Annotated in this window: 23 protein-coding genes and 2 tRNA genes; 10 read left to right on the top strand and 15 right to left on the bottom strand. The window is 71.3% G+C overall.

Annotation, left to right across the window (positions count from 1 at the left end):
- Positions 1 to 46: 46 nt before the first annotated feature.
- Positions 47 to 982 (bottom strand): cysteine synthase A, encoded by a 936-nt coding sequence (cysK, locus tag JAV76_RS08480; RefSeq protein ID WP_198733612.1) that lies wholly within the window; start codon positions 980 to 982, stop codon positions 47 to 49.
- A 444-nt stretch (positions 983 to 1,426) separates the two neighbouring features.
- Positions 1,427 to 1,500, bottom strand: a tRNA-Gly gene (locus tag JAV76_RS08475).
- Between the two features lie 185 nt (positions 1,501 to 1,685).
- Between JAV76_RS08475 and JAV76_RS08470 the strand changes: the two genes are divergently transcribed.
- The 7 genes from JAV76_RS08470 (at position 1,686) to JAV76_RS08440 (ending at position 8,180) form a co-directional block, all read left to right on the top strand.
- Positions 1,686 to 1,759: transfer RNA gene (locus JAV76_RS08470), tRNA-Pro, on the top strand.
- A 227-nt stretch (positions 1,760 to 1,986) separates the two neighbouring features.
- Complete coding sequence (gene tig / locus JAV76_RS08465; RefSeq protein WP_198733791.1) at positions 1,987 to 3,357, top strand: trigger factor; 1,371 nt, start codon at positions 1,987 to 1,989, stop codon at positions 3,355 to 3,357.
- A gap of 225 nt (positions 3,358 to 3,582) precedes the next feature.
- Positions 3,583 to 4,206, top strand: coding sequence for an ATP-dependent Clp protease proteolytic subunit (locus JAV76_RS08460; protein ID WP_307844094.1), 624 nt, complete (start codon positions 3,583 to 3,585; stop codon positions 4,204 to 4,206).
- A gap of 48 nt (positions 4,207 to 4,254) precedes the next feature.
- Positions 4,255 to 4,953 carry an ATP-dependent Clp protease proteolytic subunit gene (locus tag JAV76_RS08455; RefSeq protein WP_230402063.1) on the top strand — a complete coding sequence of 233 codons (699 nt, stop codon included), beginning with the start codon at positions 4,255 to 4,257 and terminating at the stop codon, positions 4,951 to 4,953.
- A gap of 173 nt (positions 4,954 to 5,126) precedes the next feature.
- Positions 5,127 to 6,413 (top strand): ATP-dependent Clp protease ATP-binding subunit ClpX, encoded by a 1,287-nt coding sequence (clpX, locus tag JAV76_RS08450; protein ID WP_198733611.1) that lies wholly within the window; start codon positions 5,127 to 5,129, stop codon positions 6,411 to 6,413.
- A gap of 5 nt (positions 6,414 to 6,418) precedes the next feature.
- On the top strand, positions 6,419 to 6,784 hold the full coding sequence (locus tag JAV76_RS08445) for a chorismate mutase (protein WP_198733610.1): 366 nt from the start codon (positions 6,419 to 6,421) through the stop codon (positions 6,782 to 6,784).
- Between the two features lie 187 nt (positions 6,785 to 6,971).
- Positions 6,972 to 8,180 carry a baeRF2 domain-containing protein gene (locus tag JAV76_RS08440; RefSeq protein ID WP_198733609.1) on the top strand — a complete coding sequence of 403 codons (1,209 nt, stop codon included), beginning with the start codon at positions 6,972 to 6,974 and terminating at the stop codon, positions 8,178 to 8,180.
- 68 nt (positions 8,181 to 8,248) lie between these two features.
- Here JAV76_RS08440 and JAV76_RS08435 read toward each other — a convergent pair whose 3' ends face one another.
- Genes JAV76_RS08435 through valS form a run of 6 tightly spaced genes read right to left on the bottom strand, consistent with a single transcriptional unit; the run spans position 8,249 to position 15,768 of the window.
- On the bottom strand, positions 8,249 to 9,049 hold the full coding sequence (locus JAV76_RS08435; RefSeq protein WP_198733608.1) for an amino acid ABC transporter ATP-binding protein: 801 nt from the start codon (positions 9,047 to 9,049) through the stop codon (positions 8,249 to 8,251).
- A complete protein-coding gene (locus JAV76_RS08430) occupies positions 9,046 to 9,837 on the bottom strand; it encodes an amino acid ABC transporter permease (protein ID WP_198733607.1) in 792 nt (263 codons plus the stop codon). The genes JAV76_RS08435 and JAV76_RS08430 overlap by 4 nt, the downstream gene beginning before the upstream one ends.
- Before the next feature lie 58 nt (positions 9,838 to 9,895).
- Positions 9,896 to 10,681, bottom strand: a complete 786-nt coding sequence (locus tag JAV76_RS08425; protein ID WP_198733606.1) for a transporter substrate-binding domain-containing protein — start codon at positions 10,679 to 10,681, stop codon at positions 9,896 to 9,898.
- Between the two features lie 39 nt (positions 10,682 to 10,720).
- Positions 10,721 to 11,188: a hypothetical protein gene (locus JAV76_RS08420; RefSeq protein WP_198733605.1), complete on the bottom strand. Its 468-nt coding sequence runs from the start codon at positions 11,186 to 11,188 to the stop codon at positions 10,721 to 10,723.
- 28 nt (positions 11,189 to 11,216) lie between these two features.
- A complete protein-coding gene (locus tag JAV76_RS08415; protein ID WP_198733604.1) occupies positions 11,217 to 13,013 on the bottom strand; it encodes an AMP-dependent synthetase/ligase in 1,797 nt (598 codons plus the stop codon).
- A 46-nt stretch (positions 13,014 to 13,059) separates the two neighbouring features.
- The gene (gene valS, locus JAV76_RS08410; RefSeq protein WP_198733603.1) at positions 13,060 to 15,768 is read right to left on the bottom strand and encodes a valine--tRNA ligase; all 2,709 of its coding nucleotides are present in this window, start codon (positions 15,766 to 15,768) and stop codon (positions 13,060 to 13,062) included.
- On the opposite strand from valS, the gene JAV76_RS08405 reads away from it, so the two are divergent.
- Genes JAV76_RS08405 through JAV76_RS08395 form a run of 3 tightly spaced genes read left to right on the top strand, consistent with a single transcriptional unit; the run spans position 15,767 to position 18,731 of the window.
- Positions 15,767 to 16,963 (top strand): hypothetical protein, encoded by a 1,197-nt coding sequence (locus tag JAV76_RS08405; protein WP_198733602.1) that lies wholly within the window; start codon positions 15,767 to 15,769, stop codon positions 16,961 to 16,963. The two genes, valS and JAV76_RS08405, sit on opposite strands and share 2 nt — an antisense overlap.
- Entirely contained in the window at positions 16,963 to 17,961 is a 999-nt protein-coding gene (locus JAV76_RS08400) for a TIGR03557 family F420-dependent LLM class oxidoreductase (RefSeq protein ID WP_198733601.1), read from the top strand. The genes JAV76_RS08405 and JAV76_RS08400 overlap by 1 nt, the downstream gene beginning before the upstream one ends.
- On the top strand, positions 17,958 to 18,731 hold the full coding sequence (locus JAV76_RS08395; RefSeq protein WP_198733600.1) for a coenzyme F420-0:L-glutamate ligase: 774 nt from the start codon (positions 17,958 to 17,960) through the stop codon (positions 18,729 to 18,731). The genes JAV76_RS08400 and JAV76_RS08395 overlap by 4 nt, the downstream gene beginning before the upstream one ends.
- Before the next feature lie 136 nt (positions 18,732 to 18,867).
- Here JAV76_RS08395 and JAV76_RS08390 read toward each other — a convergent pair whose 3' ends face one another.
- The 7 genes from JAV76_RS08390 to JAV76_RS08360 all read right to left on the bottom strand — a co-directional run.
- The gene (locus JAV76_RS08390) at positions 18,868 to 19,257 is read right to left on the bottom strand and encodes a VOC family protein (protein ID WP_198733599.1); all 390 of its coding nucleotides are present in this window, start codon (positions 19,255 to 19,257) and stop codon (positions 18,868 to 18,870) included.
- 98 nt (positions 19,258 to 19,355) lie between these two features.
- A complete protein-coding gene (locus JAV76_RS08385; RefSeq protein WP_198733598.1) occupies positions 19,356 to 20,138 on the bottom strand; it encodes a hypothetical protein in 783 nt (260 codons plus the stop codon).
- 40 nt (positions 20,139 to 20,178) lie between these two features.
- Complete coding sequence (locus JAV76_RS08380) at positions 20,179 to 21,228, bottom strand: zinc-dependent alcohol dehydrogenase family protein (RefSeq protein ID WP_198733597.1); 1,050 nt, start codon at positions 21,226 to 21,228, stop codon at positions 20,179 to 20,181.
- A 10-nt stretch (positions 21,229 to 21,238) separates the two neighbouring features.
- Positions 21,239 to 21,829, bottom strand: coding sequence for an HhH-GPD-type base excision DNA repair protein (locus JAV76_RS08375; RefSeq protein ID WP_198733596.1), 591 nt, complete (start codon positions 21,827 to 21,829; stop codon positions 21,239 to 21,241).
- A 9-nt stretch (positions 21,830 to 21,838) separates the two neighbouring features.
- Entirely contained in the window at positions 21,839 to 22,264 is a 426-nt protein-coding gene (locus JAV76_RS08370; protein ID WP_198733595.1) for a hypothetical protein, read from the bottom strand.
- A gap of 43 nt (positions 22,265 to 22,307) precedes the next feature.
- Positions 22,308 to 23,033 carry an ATP-binding cassette domain-containing protein gene (locus JAV76_RS08365; RefSeq protein WP_372403409.1) on the bottom strand — a complete coding sequence of 242 codons (726 nt, stop codon included), beginning with the start codon at positions 23,031 to 23,033 and terminating at the stop codon, positions 22,308 to 22,310.
- 116 nt (positions 23,034 to 23,149) lie between these two features.
- A partial coding sequence (locus JAV76_RS08360) for a putative F420-0 ABC transporter permease subunit (protein ID WP_198733594.1) occupies positions 23,150 to 24,071 on the bottom strand: 922 nt, incomplete at its 5' end.

The following is a 24,071-nucleotide window of genomic DNA, read 5'->3' as shown; positions in this document are numbered from 1 at the left end:
GGGCGCCGCACGTGCGACGCCCCGCGGAGGAGACCAGCGTGGTGGGTCAGTCGAGCAGGTCCGCGTAGAGGATCGACGTCAGGTACCGCTCGCCGAAGGACGGGACCACGACGACGATGAGCTTGCCGTCGTTCTCGGGCCGGCGCCCGATCTCCAGCGCCGCGTGGATCGCCGCACCCGAGGAGATCCCGACCAGCAGCCCCTCCTCCTTCGCGGCGCGGCGGGCGACCTCGACGGACGTCTCGGCGTCGACGTCGAACACCTCGTCGTAGACCTCGGTGTCGAGGATGTCGGGGACGAAGTTCGCCCCGATCCCCTGGATCTTGTGCGGGCCGGGCGCGCCACCGTTGAGGATGGGCGACTCGGCCGGCTCGACCGCGACGATCTTCACGCCCGGCTTGCGCTCCTTGAGGACCTGGCCGACGCCGGTGATGGTGCCACCCGTCCCGATGCCCGCGACGAAGATGTCGATCTCACCGTCCGTGTCCGCCCAGATCTCCTCGGCGGTGCCGGCACGGTGCGCGGCGGGGTTGGCCTCGTTGGCGAACTGGCTCGCGAGGACGGACCCCGGGCGCTCCGCGGCGATCTCGTTCGCCTTCGCGACCGCGCCCTTCATGCCCTCGGACCCGGGGGTGAGGACGAGCTCGGCGCCGTACGCGCGCAGGAGGGCCCGCCGCTCCTTCGACATGGTCTCTGGCATGGTGAGGACCACGTCGTAGCCGCGCGCGGCACCCACGAACGCGAGCGCGATGCCCGTGTTGCCCGACGTCGCCTCGACGATGGTCCCGCCCGGCTGCAGCGCACCGGACGCCTCGGCGGCGTCGACGATCGACACCCCGATGCGGTCCTTCACCGAGTTCGCGGGGTTGTAGTACTCGAGCTTCGCGACGACGGTGGCGCCGACGCCCTCGGCCATCCGGTTGAGGCGCACGAGCGGTGTGTTACCGACGAGCTTGGTGACGTCATCGTAGATCCGGGCCATGAGATGTCCTTTTCGTGGGGGCGGCGGTGCCGCGGTGTGGGTCCTGCGAAGGGGTACGGAGCGTCGCGGTGGTCCGAGCGGCCTCGGAGGATGCCGGGCGGCGGCGACGGCGCGGCCGCATGGGGCGCAGTGCGAGGCCGCGCGGGCGTCGTCGTGTGCGCCGCGGCGTGGGGTCGGAGCATTGGTCGGCACGGGTGGCCGGGACCAACGCTCTAGAGACAGCGACAGGCGGACGGGACGGAGCGGTCGAGGGTGCAGCGTGCGTGTGCGTTCAGGCTCACGGCGCTTCCTCACTCGTCGGCTCGTCCCGGGCACGCACCGCCGGGCCGGGGCGCGGAGGTGCGGCAGGAGCGGCGTAGTGCCGCCGCTCCGAGACTATAGACCCGGAAGGGGAGACGCAACGCCCGTCGCACCGGACGGGCCGTTCCGTCGGGCGGTGTGCTGTGGAGCGGGCGACGAGAATCGAACTCGCGTCATCAGTTTGGAAGACTGAGGCTTTACCATTAAGCTACGCCCGCATTGCCGTGACAGGTTCGGCGAGACCCTGTGAACCCGTGTGAACCGGATAGGGCCTGGACCGTGCGACGGCGGGACAACAGTAGCAAACCTTCGAGGTCGTCCGATCCGTGGAGCCACCGTCCGCCGCGGCGTCCGGTGCCCACTACACTTGCCGGGTGCTGGTCCCGCCGATCGCGGGTCCGTACGGGGTGTGGCGCAGGTTGGTAGCGCGTCCGGTTTGGGACCGGAAGGTCGCAGGTTCGAATCCTGTCACCCCGACGTCGACGACAGGGCCCCGTCGGCCGCTCGAAGGAGAGCGGGATGGGTCCGTCCACCCCCCTGTGTGCCACCTCCTCCTGTGGCGTACCATCGACAGGTCGCTCGCGAGCCGTCCTGGTCCGCGAAGGGGCGGGGTGGCTCCGGTCGCCCCGGGCCGGCGACACCCGAACCCAGAAGTGTCCGTGCCGTTCAGGCGGCATGCCATCGATCAGTTGGAGATCATCGAAGTGAAGAGCGCCGTCGAGACCCTGGACCCGACCAAGGTCAGGCTGACCGTCGAGGTGGAGTACGACGAGCTCAAGCCGAGCATCGATCACGCCTACGAGCACATCGCGCAGCAGGTGGTCGTCCCCGGCTTCCGCAAGGGCAAGGTCCCGCCCCGCATCATCGACCAGCGGGTCGGTCGCGGAGCGGTCCTGGAGCACGCGATCAACGAGTCGCTGTCCGGCTTCTACCGCCAGGCCGTGAACGAGACGAACCTCCGGCCGCTCGGACAGCCCGAGGTCGAGGTCGTCAAGGTCCCCGACGTCAACGAGACCGAGGGCGAGCTCCACTTCACCGCCGAGGTCGAGGTGCGGCCCGAGGTCGAGCTGCCCGAGCTCTCCGGCATCTCCCTGACCGTCGACGACGTGGACGTCACCGACGAGGACGTCACCGAGCGCCTCGACGCGCTCCGTGAGCGCTTCGGGACCCTCGTCGGCGTCGACCGCCCGGCGACCGAGGGAGACTTCGTCGTCCTCGACCTCTCCGCGAAGGTCGACGGCGAGGAGGTCGACACCGTCTCCGGTGTCTCCTACCAGATCGGCTCGGGCAACATGCTCGAGGGTCTCGACGAGGCGCTCACGGGCCTGTCGGCGGGCGAGACGACCACCTTCGTCGCCCCGCTCGCCGGTGGCGAGCACGAGGGCAAGGACGCCGACATCACCGTGTCCGCGACCACGGTGAAGCAGCGCGACCTCCCCGCCGCCGACGACGACTTCGCGCAGCTCGCGAGCGAGTTCGACACGCTCGAGGAGCTCACCGCCGACCTGCGCGAGCAGGTGGCGAGCACGAAGACCTCCAACCAGGCCGTCCAGGCGCGCGACCTGCTGCTCGCCGAGCTCACCGCAGGCGACGTCCCGCTTCCCGCCGGTGTCGTCGAGGCCGAGGTGGTCCGCCACCTCGAGGGTGAGAACCGCCTCGAGGACGAGGAGCACCGCGCCGAGGTCACGGAGCAGACGAACACCGCGCTCAAGAACCAGATCGTCCTCGACATCCTCGCCGAGAAGCTCGAGGTCAAGGTTGCTCAGAACGAGCTGCTCGACTACCTCGTGAACGCTAGCCGTCAGTACGGGATGGACCCGAACACCTTCATCAAGACCATCGACGAGAACGGGCAGATCCCCGCCATGGTCGGCGAGGTCGCGCGCTCCAAGGGGCTCGCGGTCGCCCTGCGCCAGGTGACGGTCGTCGACGGCCAGGGCAACGCGGTCGACCTCTCGGAGTTCATCGGCTCCGACGAGGAGGACGCCGCGGACGAGGTCGCCGAGGCCGCACAGGACGCGACGACGGACGAGAGCGCCCCCGAGGAGAGCACCACCGAGGCCGACAAGGCCTGATCGACCCGGCGCTACGCGCATCCTCACGACCGGACCGCCCCACCCTCAGCCGAGGGTGGGGCGGTCCGGTCATTCGGGCGTCGGGCCGTCGTGGTCACCGCAGGTCACGAGCCGTGCACGGCGAGTGCGCCCAAAGCGAAACACGCGCGTCCTGGGACGAACCAGCGGCGCACGGCGCGTTAGGGTCACTGCAACGCACGGCAAGCAGGAGCGATGGGAGATGGCGTGAACGAGCAGATGCCAGTGGCAGCGCGCGGAGACGTGGCCGGCCTCGGACTGAATGACAGCATCTACAACAGGCTCCTCAAGGAGCGCATCATCTGGCTGGGTTCAGAGGTCCGCGACGAGAACGCGAACGCCATCTGCGCGCAGATGATGCTCCTCGCGGCCGAGGACCCCGAGAAGGACATCTACCTGTACATCAACTCCCCGGGCGGCTCCATCACCGCGGGTATGGCGATCTACGACACGATGCAGTTCATCCAGCCCGACGTCGCGACCGTCGCCATGGGGATGGCCGCCTCGATGGGGCAGTTCCTGCTCTCGTCCGGGGCCAAGGGCAAGCGTTACGCGACGCCGCACGCTCGCGTCATGATGCACCAGCCCTCGGGTGGCATCGGCGGCACCGCGACGGACGTCCGCATCAACGCAGAGCTCATCCTCCACATGAAGCGGGTGCTCGCCGAGCTCATCGCCGAGCAGACGGGCAAGTCCACGGAGCAGATCCACACCGACTCCGACCGTGACCGCTGGTTCACGGCGCCGGAGGCGCTGGAGTACGGGTTCATCGACCACGTCGTGACCCACGCCGGTTCGGTGTCGGGCGGCGGCGGCACGACCGGCGCCTGAGCCGGCGACCGTCACCCGCAGACCAGCAGAGACATCGAGGAGAATCCCATGAGCACCGAGTCCCAGTTCATCTCGACCGCCCAGCGGCTCGCCGGCGCCGGTGGGCGTGCCCTGCCGTTCGGCGCCCCCTCGTCGCGGTACGTGCTGCCCCAGTTCGAGGAGCGCACGGCCTACGGCTTCAAGCGTCAGGACCCCTACACCAAGCTGTTCGAGGACCGCATCATCTTCCTCGGCGTCCAGGTCGACGACGCGTCGGCCGACGACGTGATGGCGCAGCTGCTGGTCCTCGAGAGCCAGGAGCCCAACCGCGACATCATCCTCTACATCAACTCGCCCGGTGGGTCGTTCACCGCGATGACCGCGATCTACGACACGATGCAGTACATCACCTCGCAGATCCAGACGGTCTGCCTCGGCCAGGCCGCGTCGGCCGCCGCCGTGCTGCTCGCAGCGGGAGCCCCCGGCAAGCGCCTCGCGCTGCCGAACGCTCGCGTGCTCATCCACCAGCCGGCCATGGAGGGCGGCGGGTACGCGCAGGCCTCCGACATCGAGATCCACGCGAACGAGCTCATCCGGATGCGCGAGTGGCTCGAGGGCACGATCGCCCTTCACACCGGGCGTGACGAGGAGCAGGTCCGCAAGGACATCGAGCGCGACAAGATCCTCAGCGCGAAGCAGGCCGTCGAGTACGGACTCGTGGACCAGGTCCTCGAGAGCCGCAAGCCGGTCATCCAGAACAAGCCCTGAGCCGGAAAGTCCACCCGGGACGATTCGGGTACCATCGGAGCGCCATGCTGACATCGGCGTTCCGGTGGTGTGGAATGGACGTACAGGCGTTCTTCCGCGTGGTGTCCGACGGGCACACATGAGGTGGGATGGCGTTCCGCCCCAACCGGGGGCGGTCCGGGAGGAGACCTACAGTGACCCGTATCGGTGATGGTGCTGACCTGCTGAAGTGTTCCTTCTGCGGGAAGTCCCAGAAGCAGGTCAAGAAGCTCATCGCGGGCCCGGGTGTGTACATCTGCGACGAGTGCATCGACCTGTGCAACGAGATCATCGAGGAAGAGCTCACCGAAGCGGCTGAGGTCGGGATGGTCGAGCTCCCCAAGCCCCGGTCGATCTTCGACTTCCTCGAGCAGTACATCATCGGCCAGGAGAGCGCCAAGCGGTCCCTCGCGGTCGCCGTGTACAACCACTACAAGCGCATCCAGGCGGGCGAGGCCACGCGCACCGTGTCCGACGAGGGCGGGCCGGTGGAGATCGCCAAGTCGAACATCCTCCTCATCGGGCCCACGGGGTGCGGTAAGACGTACCTCGCGCAGACCCTCGCGAAGATGCTCAACGTGCCGTTCGCCATCGCCGACGCGACGGCTCTCACGGAGGCCGGGTACGTCGGCGAGGACGTCGAGAACATCCTCCTCAAGCTCATCCAGGCGGCCGACTACGACGTGAAGAAGGCCGAGACGGGCATCATCTACATCGACGAGGTCGACAAGATCGCCCGGAAGTCCGAGAACCCGTCGATCACCCGCGACGTGTCGGGCGAAGGGGTGCAGCAGGCCCTCCTGAAGATCCTCGAGGGCACCACGGCCTCCGTCCCGCCGCAGGGCGGGCGCAAGCACCCGCACCAGGAGTTCATCCAGATCGACACGACGAACGTCCTGTTCATCGTGGCGGGTGCGTTCGCCGGACTCGACGAGATCATCTCGTCGAGGGCGGGCAAGCACGGCATCGGGTTCGGCGCTCCGCTGCACTCACCCGCGGACGAGGCGGACGTCTACGACGACGTCATGCCCGAGGACCTGCTGAAGTTCGGGCTGATCCCGGAGTTCATCGGCCGAGTGCCCGTCATCACGACCGTCTCCCCGCTGGACCGTTCCGCCCTGGTGAGGATCCTCACCGAGCCGCGCAACGCCCTCGTGAAGCAGTACCAGCGGATGTTCGAGATCGACGGGGTGGAGCTCGAGTTCACGGAGGACGCGGTCGCGGCCATCGCCGACCAGGCGTTGCTCCGCGGGACCGGTGCCCGAGGGTTGCGGGCCATCATGGAGGAGGTCCTCCAGCAGGTCATGTTCGAGGTGCCGAGCAGGGACGACGTGGAGAAGGTCGTCATCACCGGCGAGGTCGTCCTCGAGAACGTCTACCCGACCCTCGTGCCACGGAGCAAGACACGGACCAAGGGCACCCCCCGCGAGAAGAGCGCCTGACACCGATGTCCTCGGACACGCGGTCGCCGGTCCGGGACGACCCCACCGAGGATCCCGACATCCGGGGTGAGATCCTCCGCCTGCGCGGCAGCATCGACAACGTCGACGCGGCCCTCATGCACCTGCTCGCCGAGCGGTTCAAGTTCACGCGACGTGTCGGCGAGCTCAAGGCCGCCGCGGGTGTGGCCCCTGCCGACCCGGCGCGCGACAAGGAGCAGGTCGAACGGCTCGCGCGGATCGCGGAGGATGCCGGTCTCGACCGGCGTTTCGCCGAGCAGTTCCGGGACTTCATCGTCGCGGAGGTCGTGCGCAGGCACGCCCAGATCGCCCGGGAGCACCACGACGCGGTCGTGCTCGACACCTCGTCCTGATGCCGGCTCGTGCCGGCACCCGCCAGCACGAGCCGGTAGGCGCCAGGCCACAAGCGCCCGGGTGATTGCCTCCGCCCGACTGGCACCGAACCACGAAGTGTCGGAGGGTGGAAGGGTCCCGGGGCGCCGCAGCCGGACCGCGTGTCGGAGCGTGCGCCCACCTCCGACGAGTGTGAGGTACGACCGGATGAAGATTGACTGGCTGAAGCCGCTGATCGGGCACGACGGACCGTTCACGTCCGTGTACATCGACGCCACCCGCGCCGACGAGGCAGGTGAGCGCGAGGTCGAGAACCGCTGGAAGGGCCTGCGGCGGATCCTCGAGCGGGAGGGAGCCCCCGAGGCGATCCTCGAGGAGATCGGTGAACGCCTCGCTCGACCGACGCACGTCGCAGGTCCGCACGGGCGTTTCGTGGTCGCGGCGCACGGGGAGATCGTCCTCGACAAGCTCCTCTCCAACCCGCCCGTCCGTGAGTCGGCGTCCCACGGGCCGCTCCCGTGCCTGCTGCCGGCCGCGCACGCCGCGGACCAGTCCGTCGCGCGTCTCGTCGTCGAGGTCAACCGGGAAGGGGCCGACCTCACCTACGTCGAGTCGGCGCGCGCGCTCGGTGGGAGCCTCGAGAAGATCCGGACCGCGGTGAGCGGGGGCCACGACGTCATCAGCAAGGCTCACGCGGGAGGGTGGTCGCACCGCCGTTTCGAGTCGCGGGCGGAGGACTCCTGGGAGCGCAACGCCGAGGCCGTCGCCGCGGAGATCGACTCCGTGGTCATCGAGAGCACGCCCGAGGTGGTCATCCTCACCGGTGACGTCCGCGCCGTCGCGCTCGTCCGTGGTGCCCTCGCGAAGCGGTCTGCGGACCTCGCCATCGAGGTCCCCGGCGGGTCGCGCAACGACGGGGTCAAGGACGACGTGTTCAGGGACCGGCTCGACGAGGCTCTCGACCGCTTCAGGGAGGGTCGACGGTCCGTCGTCCTCGACCACTTCCGTCAGGAGCACGGCCGGGACGGTGCTGCTACCTCGTCCCTGGACGACGTCGTGACGGTTCTCCAGCGCGGCCAGGTCGCCGAGCTGATCTTCGACGAGTCGGAGGCGATCACCGCCGACAGGCTGGGTGACCGACAGCTGTGGGTGGGGGAGGAGCTCCTGCAGATCGGGACATCCCGTGCCCAGCTCGACGACATCGGTGCGGGTTCGTCCGCGCGGGAGATGACCGCTGACGTCGCGCTGGTCCGTGCTGCGCTCGGCCAGGACGCGGGGATCACCTTCGCGCCCGCCGGGTCCGTCGACCTGCCCGACGGTGTCGGGGCGGTCCTCCGGTGGCACGACCAGAGCACACCGAGCGAAGGTGCCCCGAGCCTGTCGAGCGACACCGAGCGCCTGCACGACGTGGGCTGACCGAGGACGCGGCGGGACCGCCGGGCGACGCGCACGACGGTGCGTCGCCCGGCGGTCCGTCGAGAAGGCTAGGCGGTACCCGGGTGCTGGTGCGTGGGATCGAGCACCCGCTCGAGGAACGCCTGGGTCCGCTCGTGCTGCGGTGCCCCGATGACCTGCGCGGGAGCCCCCTGCTCGACGATCTGTCCGTCGTCCATGAAGACCACCCGGTCGGCGACCTCGCGGGCGAAGGCCATCTCGTGCGTGACGACGAGCATCGTCATGCCGCGCTCGGCGAGGGCGCGCATGACGGACAGCACGTCCCCGACGAGTTCCGGGTCGAGCGCCGACGTGGGCTCGTCGAAGAGCATGAGCTGTGGGTCCATGCTGAGGGCCCTCGCGATCGCGACCCGTTGCTGCTGTCCGCCGGACAGGTGCGACGGGTGCGCAGGGGCGCGGTCAGCGAGGCCGACGTGCGCGAGGTTGCGCATCGCGACCTCCTCGGCCTCCGCCTTCGACCTGCGTAGGACCTTGCGCTGGGCGACCGTGCAGTTCTCCAGCACGGTCTGGTGCGTGAAGAGGTTGAACTGCTGGAAGACCATCCCCACACGCTGGCGCACCGCGTCGATGTCGACGTCGGGGTCGGTGATCTCCGTACCGAGCACGGTGACCGTCCCTCCCGTGGCCTCCTCGAGCTGGTTGACGCACCGGAGCAGCGTGGACTTGCCTGACCCAGAGGGGCCGATGATGCACACGACCTCACCCGGGGTGACCGTGAGGTCGATCCCCTTGAGGACCTCGCGGTCCCCGAACGACTTGCGCAGGCCGACCATCTCCACGACGGGGGCCGTGGCGCCGCCTGCGTTGGTTCCTTCGGCGGTCGCGGTCATGAGCGAGCTCCCTTCCCGGTGCGCCGCTCGAGCCATCTGGCGAAGAGCCCGAGCGGGATGGTGATGGCCAGGTAGCACAGCCCCACCACGAAGAGCCCGGTGAGCCCACCCCCGCTGGCGCTGTTCAGGGCGTCGCGCCCGACGCGGGTGAGGTCGAGCTGCGTCGACATGAGTCCGAGCGCGAAGACGAGGGAGGTGTCCTTGGTGAGGAGGACGATCTCGTTGGTCATGGGTGGCAGGACGATGCGGAACGCCTGGGGGATGACCACCGTGACGAGGGTGCGCCCGTGGGACATCCCGAGCGAGCGGGCGGCCTCGACCTGACCCGGGGGGACCGCCTGGATGCCGGCCCGGATGGTCTCGGCGATGTACGCCGCCGCGACCATCCCGAGCGCGAGCGCGACCTTGAGGGTCAGCGAGTCGATGCGCACACCCAGGGCGATGGGTACGGCGTAGCCGAAGGAGAAGACCACGAGGAGCGCCGGGATGCCCCGGAAGAACTCGATGTAGGCGGTCGCGATCCACCGGTACGGCGCCACGGACGACAGGCGCATGAGCGCCAGCACGGTGCCGAGGCTCAGACCCACCGCGAACGCCGAGAGCGTGTAGGTGATGGTGTTGAGGAACGCGCCGGGGAGCTTCGGGAGGAGCGCCTTCGCCGCGTCGACGTTGAAGATGTTCTCGCCGATGCGGTCCCAGTCCATCGCGAGTGCGAGGGCGAGGAGAGCGACCACCAGCAGGGCGTACTGGATGCCGCGGGAGATGCGCGCGCGGCGTCGGGGGCTCATCCGAGCCCGCCCCTGGACGGGGCGGGCTGCGGGTGCGGAGGCGGGGACGGACACGTGATCAGCCCTCGGAAGGGGCGGTGCCGATCCACTCCGTGTAGAGGGCGTCGTAGGTGCCGTCCTCCTGGATGCGCTCGAGCGTGCCGTTGACCGCGTCGAGGAGCTCCGTGCTGCCCTTCTTCACGCCGAGCCCGTACTCCTCGTCCGTGGCGAAGTTGTTGCCGAGCTCGAAGCCGTCCGACACGAAGGGAGTGAGGGTGGCGACGTCGTTGACGATGGCGTCGACCTGCCCGGTCTCGAGCGCCTGGACCTGGGCACCGAGGTCGTCGAACTCGGTGACGGTCAGCCCGTTGTCGAGCGCCCACGCCTGCCCGGTGGTCTCCACCATGACGCCGACGTTGGCGTCGGCCAGCGACTCGATGCTCGACAGGTCGGAGCCCTCGGGGACGAGGAGCCCCTGGTCGGCCGCGAAGTACGGCTCGGAGAAGTCGATGTTGTTCTGACGCTCGGGGGTGATGGTGATCCCGGACGCGACGAGGTCGCACTGGCCGGCGTTGAGCGCGGCCCCGGACTGGATGCCCTCGAAGGGGGTGATGACGGTGGCGACCTCGACGTCGAGGTCCGTCGCGATCTCCTCGGCGATGGCGATGTCCAGGCCGACGATCTCGCCGTCCTGCTCGAACTCGAAGGGCTCGAACGGGGGGTTCGTGCAGACGGTGAGCTGCCCGTCGGTGACGAGCGCGAGGCCGCCCTCGTCGTCGCTGGTGCCCGAGTCGGTGGAGCTGCACCCGGCGAGGACGAGCACACCGGCGGCGATGGTGGGGACGATGAAGCGTGGCTTGCGCATGGCGACCTCGGTTCGTTGAGAGTTTATTCACCGCACACACTACATATACGTGGGACGTCCCGTCTCCTCCGGCGACGTCGTGGGGATCCCGGAGACGAGGACGACGGCCGCATAGTAGATCTTGGTGAGGTCCACCGCGGGCGCGGTCATCTGGCTCGGGTCCAGGACGTAGGCCATGGCGACGGGCAGGTCCCGCATGTCCGACGTGAAGGGGGTGCCCTGGACGCGGGGCGCGAGGACGAGGCCGTGGACGTCCGCCTCGACGGAGCCGTCCGGGCCGTACCGGACCAGCAGGGGGTCGGCGCCCGACAGGTCGACGCCCTCGGCGACCAGGTGTGCCAGCGTGCTACGGACGCGGACGGGCCGTCGGGCGACGGCGAGCGTGTAGTCGGGTCGGTCGGGACCCGGGAGGAACCGCCGCAGGCGGACCACCACGGGCAGCTGCTCCTGCAGGTCGACCGGCCCGACCTCGACGGCGTCGATCGAGACGAGAGGTCCGCCTGTCATCACGCCTCCGCGGGGGTGGTCGGCGGGGTCACCCGTAGATGGCCTCGATGTCGTCGGAGAAGTCGGTGAGCACCGTGGCTCGCTTCACCTTGAGGGACGGTGTGAGGTAGCCGTTCGCCTCGGTGAAGTCGGTCGTGAGGACGCGGACCTTGCGGATCGACTCCGCGCGGGACACGTTCTCGCTCGCGCGGACCGCGGCACGGTCCATGGCCTCGAGCACCGCGGGGTGCTCGGCTGCTGCCGCGACGTCCATCTCGGGCAGCCCGTGGGACCGCAGCCACCCGGGGAGCATCTCGGGGTCGAGGGTGACGAGCGCCGCGACGAACGGCTTCTGGTCCCCGACGACGACGCACTGGCTCACCAGGGGGTGCCCGCGGAAGCGGTCCTCCAGACCGGAGGGTGCGACGTTCTTGCCGCCTGCCGTGACGATGATCTCCTTGGACCGGCCGGTGATGTGCAGGTACCCGTCGTCGTCGAGCGAGCCGAGGTCCCCGGTGCGGAACCAGCCGTCGTCGAAGGCGGCCTCGGTGGCCTCGGGGTTCCCGTGGTAGCCGCGGAAGACGTGGTCACCACGGACGAGGATCTCGCCGCCGTCGGCGATCCGGAGCGTCGTGCCGGGGAACGGCAGCCCGACGCTCCCGATGCGGGTGCGGTCCGGGAGGTTCACCGACGTGGGTGCGGTGGTCTCGGTGAGCCCGTAGCCCTCGAGGATCGTCACACCGACGCCTCGGTAGAAGTGGCCGAGGCGCTCGCCGAGGGGAGCGCCGCCGGAGATCGCGTACCGGAGGTCGCCTCCGAGGGCGGTCCGGAGCTTGCGGAACACGAGCGCCCCGGCCAGCGCGTGCTGGGCACGCAGGGCGGCGGACGGCCCTCCGGAGCGGTCGGTCGCACGGGACATCTCGATCGAGACCTTCGCGGCCCACCGGAAGATCCGCAGCGACGCCCCCGTGCCCGCCTTCTGCTCGGAGGAGCCGTACACCTTCTCGAAGACGCGTGGCACGGCGAGGAGGAACGTCGGCCGGAACGACGCGAGGTCGGGCAGGAGGTTCCGGGTGTCCGGGGTGTGACCCATCACGGCGCCGGACGTGACGCACAGGACCTCGACGAACCGCGCGAACACGTGAGCGAGGGGCATGAACAGGAGCGTGCGGGCGCCGGGGACCGCGCACACCTCGCCGAGACCTCCGACGCCGTTGCGGGTGAGGTGGACGAAGTTCCAGTGGGTGAGCTCGGCACCCTTGGGGCGGCCGGTGGTGCCCGACGTGTAGATGATGGTCGCGAGGTCGTCGCTGCCGACGGCGTCGCTGCGCCGGGCGACCTCGTCGTCGGGCACGTCCCTGCCTGCGGTCCGGAGCTGGGCGACGGCGTCGTCCTCGATGACGAGGATCCCGGTGACGTCGGGGAGGGTGCTGCGGGCCTCCTCGACGAGGCCGGCGTGCGTCGAGGTCTCGACGACGACGAGGCGGACGCCCGCGTCGGAGCAGATCCACCGGATCTGGTCGACGGAGCTCGTCTCGTAGACGGGCACGGGGACGGCCCCGGCTGCCCACACCGCGAAGTCGAGCAGGGTCCACTCGTAGCGGGTGCGCGACATGATCGCGACCCGGTCACCCACCCCGACACCGTGAGCCAGGAGCCCCTTGGCGACGTCGCGCACCTGGTCGGCGAACGCCTGCGCGGTCACCGTCGTCCAGGTCCCTCCGAGGCCGCTCTTGCGCTCGATGAGCGGGAGCGCACCTGACGTGCGGACGCGGTCCGCCAACAGGGTGTTGATGGAGGCGCCGCGAGGGACGTCGTTCAGGCTCGGGGTCTCGAGCTCGCGCATGGGTCGTCTCTCTCCGGTGCGGTCGGTGCGGGGTGGGTGGAACGGGTCAGGCGCGCGGCGTGCGTGCCTCGGGCTCGCCGAGCTCGGACCGCACGACGACGATCCCGCCCTGGACGGCCGGGTCCCCCTGCCCGTCCGCAGCGGGGACGAGGTCGAGGTCGCCGGTGACACGCCCGGCTCCCCGGACGTCGACGAGCGCCGACCGGATGGCGTCGACGGACGCTGCCGGGACGGCGAGCTCGGCGGCGAGTATCGGGGTGCGCATGGAGACCTTCGCCTCGGACTTGATCTTGCGCAGCGTCGCGAGCGCGTGCCCGGCGGCGACGAGCACGGCCACGTCGGTGTCACCCGCGGCGGAGCGCAGCGCGTCCGAGGTCGGCCACGCGGCGTGGTGGACGGATCCCTCGCGCCACCAGGACCACACCTCCTCGGTGGCGAAGGGGACCACCGGGGCGAAGAGCCGGAGGAGGACGTCCAGAGCGAGGGCGAGGCTCGTCCGTGCGGACTGCGTCTCCGCGGTCACGTCGGTGGACCCGGCGCCGTACGCGCGGTCCTTCACGAGCTCGAGGTAGTCGTCGCAGAACGTCCAGAAGAACGTCTCGGAGACCTCGAGCGCCCGAGTGTGGTCGTAGCCCTCGAGCGCGGCGGTCGCGCGGTCGACGACGTCTGCGAGGCCGGCGAGCATGGCCCGGTCGAGGGGCTCGGTGACGAGCGACGGGTCGAGGACGACCTCGCCGTCACCCGCGAACGACAGCGCGAACTTGCTCGCGTTGAGGATCTTGATGGCGAGGCGACGGCCGATCTTCATCTGGCCCACCTCGAACGCCGCGTCCGTGCCGAGGCGCGCGGAGGCCGCCCAGTAGCGGACCGCGTCGGACCCGTGCTCCTCGAGGAGCCCCATGGGCGTCACGACGTTGCCCTTGGACTTGGACATCTTCTTGCGGTCGGGGTCGAGGATCCAGCCGGAGATCGCGGCGTTCGTCCAGGGGAGCGACCCGTGCTCCAGGTGGGAGCGGACCACGGTGGAGAACAGCCAGGTGCGGATGATGTCCTGGCCCTGCGGGCGCAGGTCCATGGGGAACACCCGGGAGAAGAGGTCCGGGTCGTCCAGCCAGCGTCCGGCGATCTGCGGCGTGAGGGACGACGTCGCCCACGTGTCCATGATGTCGGGGTCGCCCACGAACCCGCCGGCCTGACCGCGCTGCTCCTCGGTGTACCCGGGCGGCACGTCCGAGGAGGGGTCGACGGGGAGCGTCGCCTCGTCGGGCACGATGGGGGAGTCCCAGCGGGGCTCTCCGTCACCGTCCACGGGGTACCACACGGGGATGGGGACACCGAAGAACCGCTGACGGGACACCAGCCAGTCGCCGTTGAGGCCACCGACCCAGTTCTCGTAGCGCACCTGCATGAACTCGGGGTGGAAGTCGAGCTCGGCGCCGCGGGCGAGGAGCGCCGTGTTGAGGTCGGCGTCGCGGCCGCCGTTGCGGACGTACCACTGGCGGCTCGTGACGATCTCGAGGGGCTTGTCGCCCTTCTCGAAGAAGTTCGCCTTGCGCTGGGTGGCGACGGGCTCGCCGTGGAGGTCACCCGACTCCCGGAGCGCGTCGACGACCGCCGTGCGTGCGGAGAACGTCGTCTTCCCCGTCATCTCGCCGAAGAGCGCGACGCCGCGCTCGGACGTGATCCAGTCCGGGGTCTCGCGGACGATACGCCCGTCCCGGACGAGGATCGACCGGGTGGGGAGCTGGAGCTCGCGCCACCACTGGACGTCGGTGAGGTCCCCGAAGGTGCAGCACATGGCGATGCCCGCGCCCTTGTCGGGCTCGGCGGCGGCGTGCGCGAGGACCGGGACCTCGACGTCGAAGAGCGGGGAGGTCACGGTCGTCCCGAACAGGTGCTGGTAGCGCTCGTCGTCGGGGTGCGCGATGAGCGCGACGCACGCGGGGAGCAGCTCGGGACGCGTCGTCTCGATGACGACATCGGTGCCGTCCGCGGCGTGGAAGGCGACCTTGTGGAAGTGGCCCGGGTAGTCGCGCGCCTCGAGCTCGGCCTGCGCGACCGCGGTCTGGAAGGTCACGTCCCACAGGCCCGGCGCCTCGGCCTGGTAGGCCTCGCCGCGCGCCAGGTTGCGCAGGAACGCGGTCTGCGCCGTGGCCTGCGCGGTCCGTCCGATGGTCTGGTAGTGGTGCTGCCAGTCGACGGAGAGGCCGAGGTAGCGCCACAGCGACTCGAACTCCTTCTCGTCCTCGGCGGTGAGGCGCTCGCAGAGCTCGACGAAGTTCTTGCGGCTGATCGGCTGCTGGTCGGCCGCCTTGACGCTCTTGCCCTCCGCGCCCTGGAGCGGAGGCTCGTAACCCTCGACGTAGGGGAGCGACGGGTCGCAGCGCACCCCGTAGTAGTTCTGCACGCGGCGCTCGGTGGGCAGGCCGTTGTCGTCCCAGCCCATCGGGTAGAAGACGGACTTGCCGCGCATGCGCTGGAAGCGGGCGACGACGTCCGTGTGCGTGTAGCTGAACACGTGGCCGACGTGCAGCGACCCGGAGACGGTGGGCGGCGGAGTGTCGATCGAGTAGACGTCCGCGCGGACCGCCGAGCGGTCGAAGGAGTACGTGCCCGACTCCGCCCAGGCCGAGTCCCAGCGCTGCTCGAGACCGTCGAGGCTGACCTTGTCCGGTACCTGCGTGACGCGGGCGACCGTCGGCTGGGTCTGCTCGGTGTCGGGTGCGGGCACGGTGCGGTCGGCTGATGAGCTCATGCGCCCATCTTCCCAGATCCGCTGGTCGCCTCGCACCGGTGGTGTGCCTGCGGAGGGCGACGTCGTCCTGCTCGGCGGGACCGCACCGGGTGCGGTTGCATGGGACGACGACGGGACGACGTCCCAGGACGGGGAGGGCGCGGTGCGACGGATGATGACGGGGGCCCGGCTGGTCCACAGGCTGTGGGGGGCTCTCGGGGGTGTGCTCGCGGCGACCCCGGAGCGCTGCGAGCCGGACCCGGGACCCCGGCCGGGCGGTGAGCCCCCGTCGGTGGGTGACGCGGCACGACACACAGGAGCGTTCGACGCGCTGGCTCCGGACGACCGTGCGGCTGTGGATGCCGTCCTCGCGCGCGTCCCCGGCGAGCGGCACAGGGAGTGGGTCCTCGCCGCCCGCGCCGCGGGTTCCCGGCCTGCGGTGCTCGGACGGTTCGCGGACCGCATCGCCGCCCTGGGCGCGGGTGCGCTCCCCGGTGTCCTCGACCCGACGAGCGCCCACGTGACCGCGCTGCGCACCAGCGGCGGGGGCCGACCGCTCCGTCAGTCGACCGCGACGACGTGCGGCTCGGCCGCGCTCGTCGTCGCGTGGATGCTCGCCGATCCGGTCCGTGCGCTTCGGGTCCTCGACGGCTTCGACGCGACGACCGGCACCGCCGACCCGGCGGGCGCCACGGCGGACGGGATCGCGTCGCGCTTCCGGCGCGAGGAGCTCGAGGTGCAGGCACGGACCGCCTCGCCGGCTGGACGGTCCTCCGGCTCTGGCTCCCGGTCCCGGGTCGGGGTGCCGTGGCCGAGGTCGCTCGGCACGGCCCCGTGGGGTGCGAGCCGCGAGATGACCGACATCGCGGGCGATCCCAGGACGAGGTACCGCGTGGTGGTCGTCGACCCCGGGAGCGCCGCCCAGGTCCGGCGTCTCCACGGGGAGGTGGTGAGGGCGGTCGGGGCCGGGCTGGCCGTCCCGCTCTACACCGGGTCGGAGGCCGTGCCGCGGCACGTGGTGCTCGCCGTGGGCCAGGAGCCCGACGGGCGTCTGCGCCTGTTCGACCCTGCGACGGGAGGCGTCACGCGAATCGGTGAGGACGGGCTCGTCGCCGGGGGCGACGGTCTGCGACGGGCGGCGTCCTGGCCCCGGCTGTGGGCGGCGATCGTCCCGAGGGCGGTGGGACCTGCGGACCCGGGTACTACGCTGTCGTGATGGACCTGACCATCGGCTACGCGGCCATGCTCGAGCAGTTTCATCCGACCGACATCATCGCCCTCTCGGAGTACGCGGAGACCCAGGGCTTCAGCGGGGTGATGGCGGCGGACCACTTCCAGCCGTGGGTGCCGCAGCAGGGGCAGAGCGCGTTCGTGTGGAACGTGCTCTCCGCCCTCGGTGAGCGCACCAAGGGTGACCTCGGCCCCGGCGTGACCGCGCCGACGTTCCGCTGGCACCCCGCGATGGTCGCGCAGGCCTCGGCGACGCTCGCGGCCATGTACCCCGGGCGACACTGGCTGGGCCTCGGCTCGGGGGAGGCGCTCAACGAGCACATCATCGGGCAGTACTGGCCCGAGGCGCCCGAGCGGATCAACCGCATGTTCGAGGCCATCGACGTCATCAAGAAGCTCTTCGCGGCGAGCCTCGCGGGCAAGGACGTCAAGCACTCCGGCCCGTTCTACAAGCTCGAGTCCACCCGCCTGTGGACCATGCCCGAGGTGGCGCCGGAGATCCTCGTCGCCACCGCCGGCCCGGTGACCGCCAAGCGGGCCGGCAAGCACGCCGACGGGCTCATCACGGTGGGCGCGCCGCTCGAGAAGATCTCGATGCTCTTCGGCAAGTTCGACGACGGGGCCCGCGAGGTCGGCCGCGACCCGGAGAGCATGCCCAAGGTTCTGCAGATCCACCTGTCGTGGGCCGAGACGGACGAGGAGGCCATGACCAACGCGATGACGGAGTGGCCCAACGGCGGCATGAAGTTCCCCAAGGCCGACATCCGCTCGCCCTTCGAGTTCGAGCAGATCGCCAAGCTCGTCCGACCGGAGGACTTCGAGGGCCGCATGGTGATCTCGAGCGACCCTGACGTGCACCGGGCGAACATCCAGAAGTACGTGGACCTCGGCTTCGACCGCATCTACCTGCACAACGTGGGCCGCAACCAGCGCGAGTGGATCGACGTGTTCGGGCGGGACGTGCTGCCCAAGCTCGTCCGGTGACCGTCCCGGGGCGACTGACGGTCTGGGCGCCGGACGGCATCGGGGAGGTCGCCGACGGGGACGACCTCGCCGGTGTCGTCGCGGATGCCTGCCCGGACCTCATCGACGGCGACGTGGTGGTCGTCACGAGCAAGGTCGTCTCCAAGTCCGAGGGGCGGATCGTCGCCGCCGAGGACCGTGAGGCGGCGATCACCGCGGAGACGGTCCGCGTCGTCGCCGTGCGCGAGCGTCCCGACGGGCCGCCGCTGCGGATCGTCGAGAACCGCCTCGGTCTCGTCATGGCCGCCGCGGGCGTGGACGCGTCGAACACCCCTGACGGCACGGTGCTCCTCCTGCCGCTCGACCCCGACGCGTCGGCCCGGGCGCTGCGCGCGGGCCTGCGGGAGCGCCTCGGGGTGACCGTGGGCGTCGTGCTCACCGACACGGCGGGGCGCCCGTGGCGCGACGGTCTGACCGACCTCGCGATCGGGGCGGCCGGTGTTCGGCCGCTCGTCGACGACCGGGGGACGGTGGACACGCACGGCCGGGAGCTGTCCGTGACGGTGACTGCGGTGGCCGACGAGATCGCCGCCGCCGCAGAGCTCGTCAAGGGGAAGGCCACGCGCCGCCCGGTGGCGGTCGTGCGCGGCCTCGCGCACCTCACGACGGAGGACGACGGGCCAGGGGCGCGGGTGCTCGTGCGCCTCGGACCGGCGGACATGTTCTCCGAGGGGACCGCAGAGGCGTACGCGCGGGGTCTAGCCGACGGTCAGCGCGGCGGGTCGGTGTAGTCAGCGAAACCTCGAGGTGGAGGGTAAGTCGTCACCCGCTCCACGACACAGGGCCAGGTCAGAGCACCCGCTCGAGCTTGGCACTCGGTCTGCCCCACGGCAGGGGGGCTTCGGCGCACTCCTGCGAGCGATCCGCTCACGGTCGGTCGCGCACCGGGTTCTCCGTCCAGAGCCCGAACGAGACGCCCGTCGGGTCCTGGAACGTCCCGAACCACCGGTCGTCGCCGCCGAGCTCGACCCGGGTACGCTCCACGCGACCACCGAGCTCGACCACACGGAGGAGCGTCGCCTCCAGGTCGTCGACCGGCAGGTAGACCCGGGTCCCGCCCTGAGCCTGCGGATCCGACACCGCACCTCGTTGCAGGCCGCCCACACCCCGGCCGTCCAGCTGGATGATCCAGTAGTCGACGCCGAGCTCGGTCTCCTCGAACGCCCGCTCGAAGGCCCACCCGGACAGTGCCGAGTGGAATTGCTGGAACGACTCGGGCTCGGCCGTCACGATCTCCCACCACACGATCCCCGTCACAGGGTGACGCTACCGGCGGGCGACACAACCGCCAAGGGACCCGCCCGTCGGCGGCTCTGCTGCCACAACCGCGAGGGCGGGCGCCCGCTCGCCGACGGTCAGCGTGGCGGGTCGGTGGAGCGCACCTCGGACGCCGCGAGGCCTGCGGCGAGCACAGCCTCGGCGAGGTCGTCGTCGCATGCGAGGTAGGTCTGCGTGAGGTCGGTGTCTGCGTACGCGAACCACGACCGGTCGTCCGGCCAGCACAGGTCGACGGTGTCTTCCCACGCCCACGCCCAGCCGCTGCGGCGCAGCCACGCGGGGTCGCGCAGCGCCGTCGTCGTGCCACGGAACAGGGCGTACTCGCGCCCGGGCAGCTCGAGGAGCGGCTCGGAGCGGACGTCGACGTCGAAGGTCGTGACCCACCCCTGCTCGCGCTGCCTCGTGAGGTCACGGACGTCGTCGCCGGACACCCGGGACCGCGCGCGCAGGTACCGGTGCAACAACCCTCGGGGGAGCCTGCTCGCGATCGGCCCGACGCGGACGTACGTCATCGAGGCGCCGGTGCGGCGGGCACCGGGTGCCACGACGTGCCCGTACCCGGTCCACATGCCGACGGTGACCGGCGAGGGCCCCGCAGCGCTGTCCACGGCGCCCATGAGCGCTGCGAGCCGGTCGGGCGCCAAGGTGCCCTCCCGGCGCTCCTCCGGGTCGAGGTCGGCGAGCGGCCAGGGAACGTCGAGGTCGTTCGGGACCGCAACGATCCGTGGGTAGCCCAGCGGGACGAACATGCCGAGCTCGAACGGGTCGTCCGGAGCGTGCGCCGCCCTCCCGGTCGCCTCCCGGATCCACGAGCCGAGCCCGACGTCCGTGGTGTGCGTGAAGCGTAGGCTGTTGTCCACCGTCGTCCTCTCGGTCGGCCCGCTGGCGTGCTAGGCGTCGTCAGGGCCGCAGGAGCACCTTGGTGGCGCGACGCTCGTCCATCGCGGCGTACGCCTCGGCGGCCTGCTCGAGGGGGAGCTCGAGGTCGAAGACGCGCCCGGGGGTGATGGCCCCGGACAGGACCTCGGGGAGCAGCTCCTCGACGTACCCGCGCACGGGAGCCACGCCGCCGTTGACACCGACGTTGGTCCCGAAGAGGCGGCCGACGGGCAGCTCGGGGCCGCCGTTGGGCACGCCCACGTACCCGACCATGCCGCCGGGGCGGGCGGAGCGGATCGCCTGGTCCATGGACTCCTTGGTGCCCACGCACTCGAGGACGCAGTCGGGGCCCACCCCGTCGAACATCTCCTTGATGCGGGCCACGCCCTCGTCGCCGCGCTCGGGGACGACGTCCGTCGCGCCGAACTCCCGGGCGATGACCTGCCGGTCGGCGTGCCGGGACATGGCGACGATGCGTGACGCGCCGAGGCGCTTGGCGGCGAGCACGGCGCACAGCCCGACCGCGCCGTCACCGACGACGACCACGGTGCTCCCGGTGGTGACCCCGGCGGAGAGCGCGGCGTGGTGCCCGGTGCCCATGACGTCGGCGAGGGTGAGCAGGCTCGGCACGAGCCCGTCGTCGGGGACCTCGGGGGTCGCGACGAGCGTGCCGTCCGCGAGGGGCACGCGCACGCGCTCGCCCTGGGCACCAGGGACGGGTTTCCCGTCGCGGTCCGTGGACCCCCACCAGCCGCCGGTGAGGCAGGACGTGCTCACGCCGTTGCGGCAGTTCACGCACGTGCTGTCGCAGAAGTAGAAGGGTGCGATGACGAAGTCCCCGACGTGCACGGTGCTCACGTCGTCGCCGACCTCCTCGACGATCCCCACGAACTCGTGCCCGATGGCCTTGGGCTCGTCGGTGGGCGTCACGCCCCGGTAGGGCCACAGGTCGGAGCCGCACACGCAGGCGGCGACGACGCGGACGACGGCGTCGGTCGGGGTCAGCAGGCGGGGGTCGGGGACGTCGTCGACGCGCACGTCACGCTCGCCGTGGATGATCGTTGCTCGCATGGTCGCGAGTCTACGAGCGCCCCGACTGCTTCGCCGCGCGGGCGGCGGCCTTGGCGGCCTTCTTCGTGGCGCGGACCTCCTCGAGGCTCTCCGGGGACGTGACGTCCGCGATCGACCGGCGTGCGTCCTCGTCGCCGTAAGGCCCGGTGGCCTCCCGCCAGCCGTCGGGGCACACCTGGAGCTGCTTGCCGAGCAGGGCGAGGAAGATGCGCGCCTTCTGGTCGCCGAAGCCGGGCAGGGCCTTGAGCCGGCGCAGCACCTCCGGTCCGTCGGGGTCGCCCTCGGTCCACAGGCGGGTGACGTCACCGTCGTGCTCGTCGGCGACCACCCGCGCCACGGCCTGGACGCGACCGGCCATGGACCCCGGGTAGCGGTGCACGGCAGGCGGCGTGGCGCAGAGCTCCGCGAACCCGTCGGGGTCCGCGTCCGCGACCGTCCGCGGGTCGAGCCCGCCCAGACGCTCGGCGATCTTGCGCGGTCCGGCGAAGGCGCTCTCCATGGTCACCTGCTGGTCGAGGAGCATCCCGAGCAGCAGGGCGAACGGGTCCGCGGACAGCAGGGCGTCCGCGTCGGGGTCTCCGGTGAGCCACAGGTCCGGCACGGGGCCTCCTCAGTGCTGACCGGGCGCGTCGGCGAACGGTGTGATGCGACCTGTGAGGAGGGTCTCCACCCCCAGGTCGTGGACGAGGGTGCGTGTCTGCTCGGGGAGGGCCGTCACCTCGTCGTCCGCCCGGACCTTGCGGACACCGGTGAGGACGTAACGGAAGCCGCCGCGCACGAGCTCGCAGCGCCCGGCGTCCTCCACCTCGCGGACCCAGGGGGCGTCGGGCCCGTCCGTGAGCGCCACGGCGACGTGCACCGTGCGCTCGGTCCCGGTCGGAGCCCGGAAGGCCACGACCGGCGTCCGACGGGTGCGGCCCGTGCGACGGTCCGTCCTGCGCAGCGTCGCGAACGGGGGTGTACGCGACGACACCAGGAGCAGGAGGGGAGCGGGGACGTGGTCGACGGCGCGGGCGACCCAGCGGTTCATCGGCATCGTCCCAGTGTGGCGCGGTGCGCCACCCCTCGCACGGGGAACGTCAGTGCTCGCCGAACACGAGCACCGGGCGACCGGTCGAGGGGTGGGTGAGCACCTGTGTGCGTACGCCGTACACGTCGTCGAGGACGGCGGGCACCAAGACCTCGGTCACCGGTCCTGCCGCGACGACGCGCCCGGCGGACAGCAGGATCACGTGGTCGCAGGTGCTCGCGGCGAGGTTGAGGTCGTGCAGCGCGGCGAGCACCGCGACCCCGTCCGCCGCGAGTTCGGACACCAGCCGCATGGTCGCGAGCTGGGCCGCGACGTCCAGATGGTTCGTCGGCTCGTCGAGCAGCAGGACGCGCGGCTGCTGCGCGAGTGCCCGTGCCATGTGCACGCGCTGGCGCTCGCCGCCGGAGAGCGTCGCCAGGTCCCGCCCCGCGAGGTGCGCGACGCCGGCACGGTCCAGCGCGTCGAGGGCGAGCGCCCGGTCGGTGGCCGTGTCGCCCGCGAGGAGCGAGCGGTGCGGGATGCGCCCGAGGAGCACGGCGTCGAGGACGGGCAGGGGGAGGTCGGTGGCGGCGTCCTGCTCGACGAGCGCGAGCAGCCGCGCACGGTGGCGCCGCGGCATGGCGAGGAGGTCGTCCCGCCCGAGGCGGACGTCGCCGACGTCCGGCGACTCCACTCCTGCGAGGAGGCGGAGCAGCGTGGACTTCCCGGACCCGTTGGGTCCGAGCAGCCCGGTGACCTGCCCGGGCGGCGCGGTGCAGTCGATCCCGTCGACGATGAGACGCCCGTCGACGGACCACGCGAGCCGTTCGCTCGTCAGCCCCGCGGTGACAGCGGGCGGGGGCTGAGCCGACGGAGCCGACGGAGCCGACGGTGCGGAGGGGACGAAGGGGCTCACAGCGACCGCCGCCCCCGCCAGAGCACCACCGCGAAGACGGGAGCGCCGATGGCCGCGGTGACGATGCCGACGGGCAGCTCGCGGGGTGCGAACACGGTGCGGGCCGCGGTGTCGGCCCACACGAGGAACGTCGCCCCGCACAGGGCGGACAGGGGCAGGAGGAGGCGGTGGCGGGCGCCGGTGACCAGGCGGACGGCGTGGGGGAGAATCAGCCCGACGAACCCGATGGACCCCGAGACGGACACGAGCGCGCCCGTGAGGAGGGCGACGCCGACGAGGAGCAGCCAGCGCGTCCGGTTCACCGCGAGACCGAGGGCCGCCGCGGCAGTGTCCCCGAAGGTGAAGGCGTCGAGCACCGACCCCGTGGACGCCAGCACCGTCCCGAGGACGAGGACCGCGCCCCCGGCGATCGCCACCGAGGACCACGTGGCCCCGGCGACCGAACCCATGAGCCACGAGAGGATCTCCCGGTAGGAGTCGCCCGTCGCGGACCAGAAGATCACGAAGGACGTCACCGCGGCGCACAGCTGGCTCACCGCGAGCCCCGCCAGGACCGTGCGCGTCGGCGTGAGCGCACCGAGGGCACCAGCGAGCAGGAGAGCGGCCGCGAGGGCCGCGACGGCCCCGACGAACGCGGCAACCGGCAGGAGCACGGTGGCGCCGAGGACGAGCACGAGGACGGCCCCGAGGGAGGCGCCGGACGACAGCCCGAGGAGGTACGGGTCGGCGAGCGGGTTCCGCGTGAGGGACTGCATGACCACACCGCACAGCGCCAGTCCGGCGCCGACGGCCGCCGCGGTGAGCACCCGGGGCAGCCGCAGCTGCCACACCGTCCCGTCCTGGAGCAGTGGGACGGGGTCGACGCCGAGGAGCGGGCCTGCGCCGAGGTGCGTGACGATCGAGCGCCACACGTCGGCG

Source organism: Sanguibacter suaedae (assembly GCF_016342785.1).
GTDB classification, from domain to species: Bacteria; Actinomycetota; Actinomycetes; order Actinomycetales; family Cellulomonadaceae; genus Sanguibacter; species Sanguibacter suaedae.
This window is presented reverse-complemented; position numbering and strand designations above follow the sequence as displayed.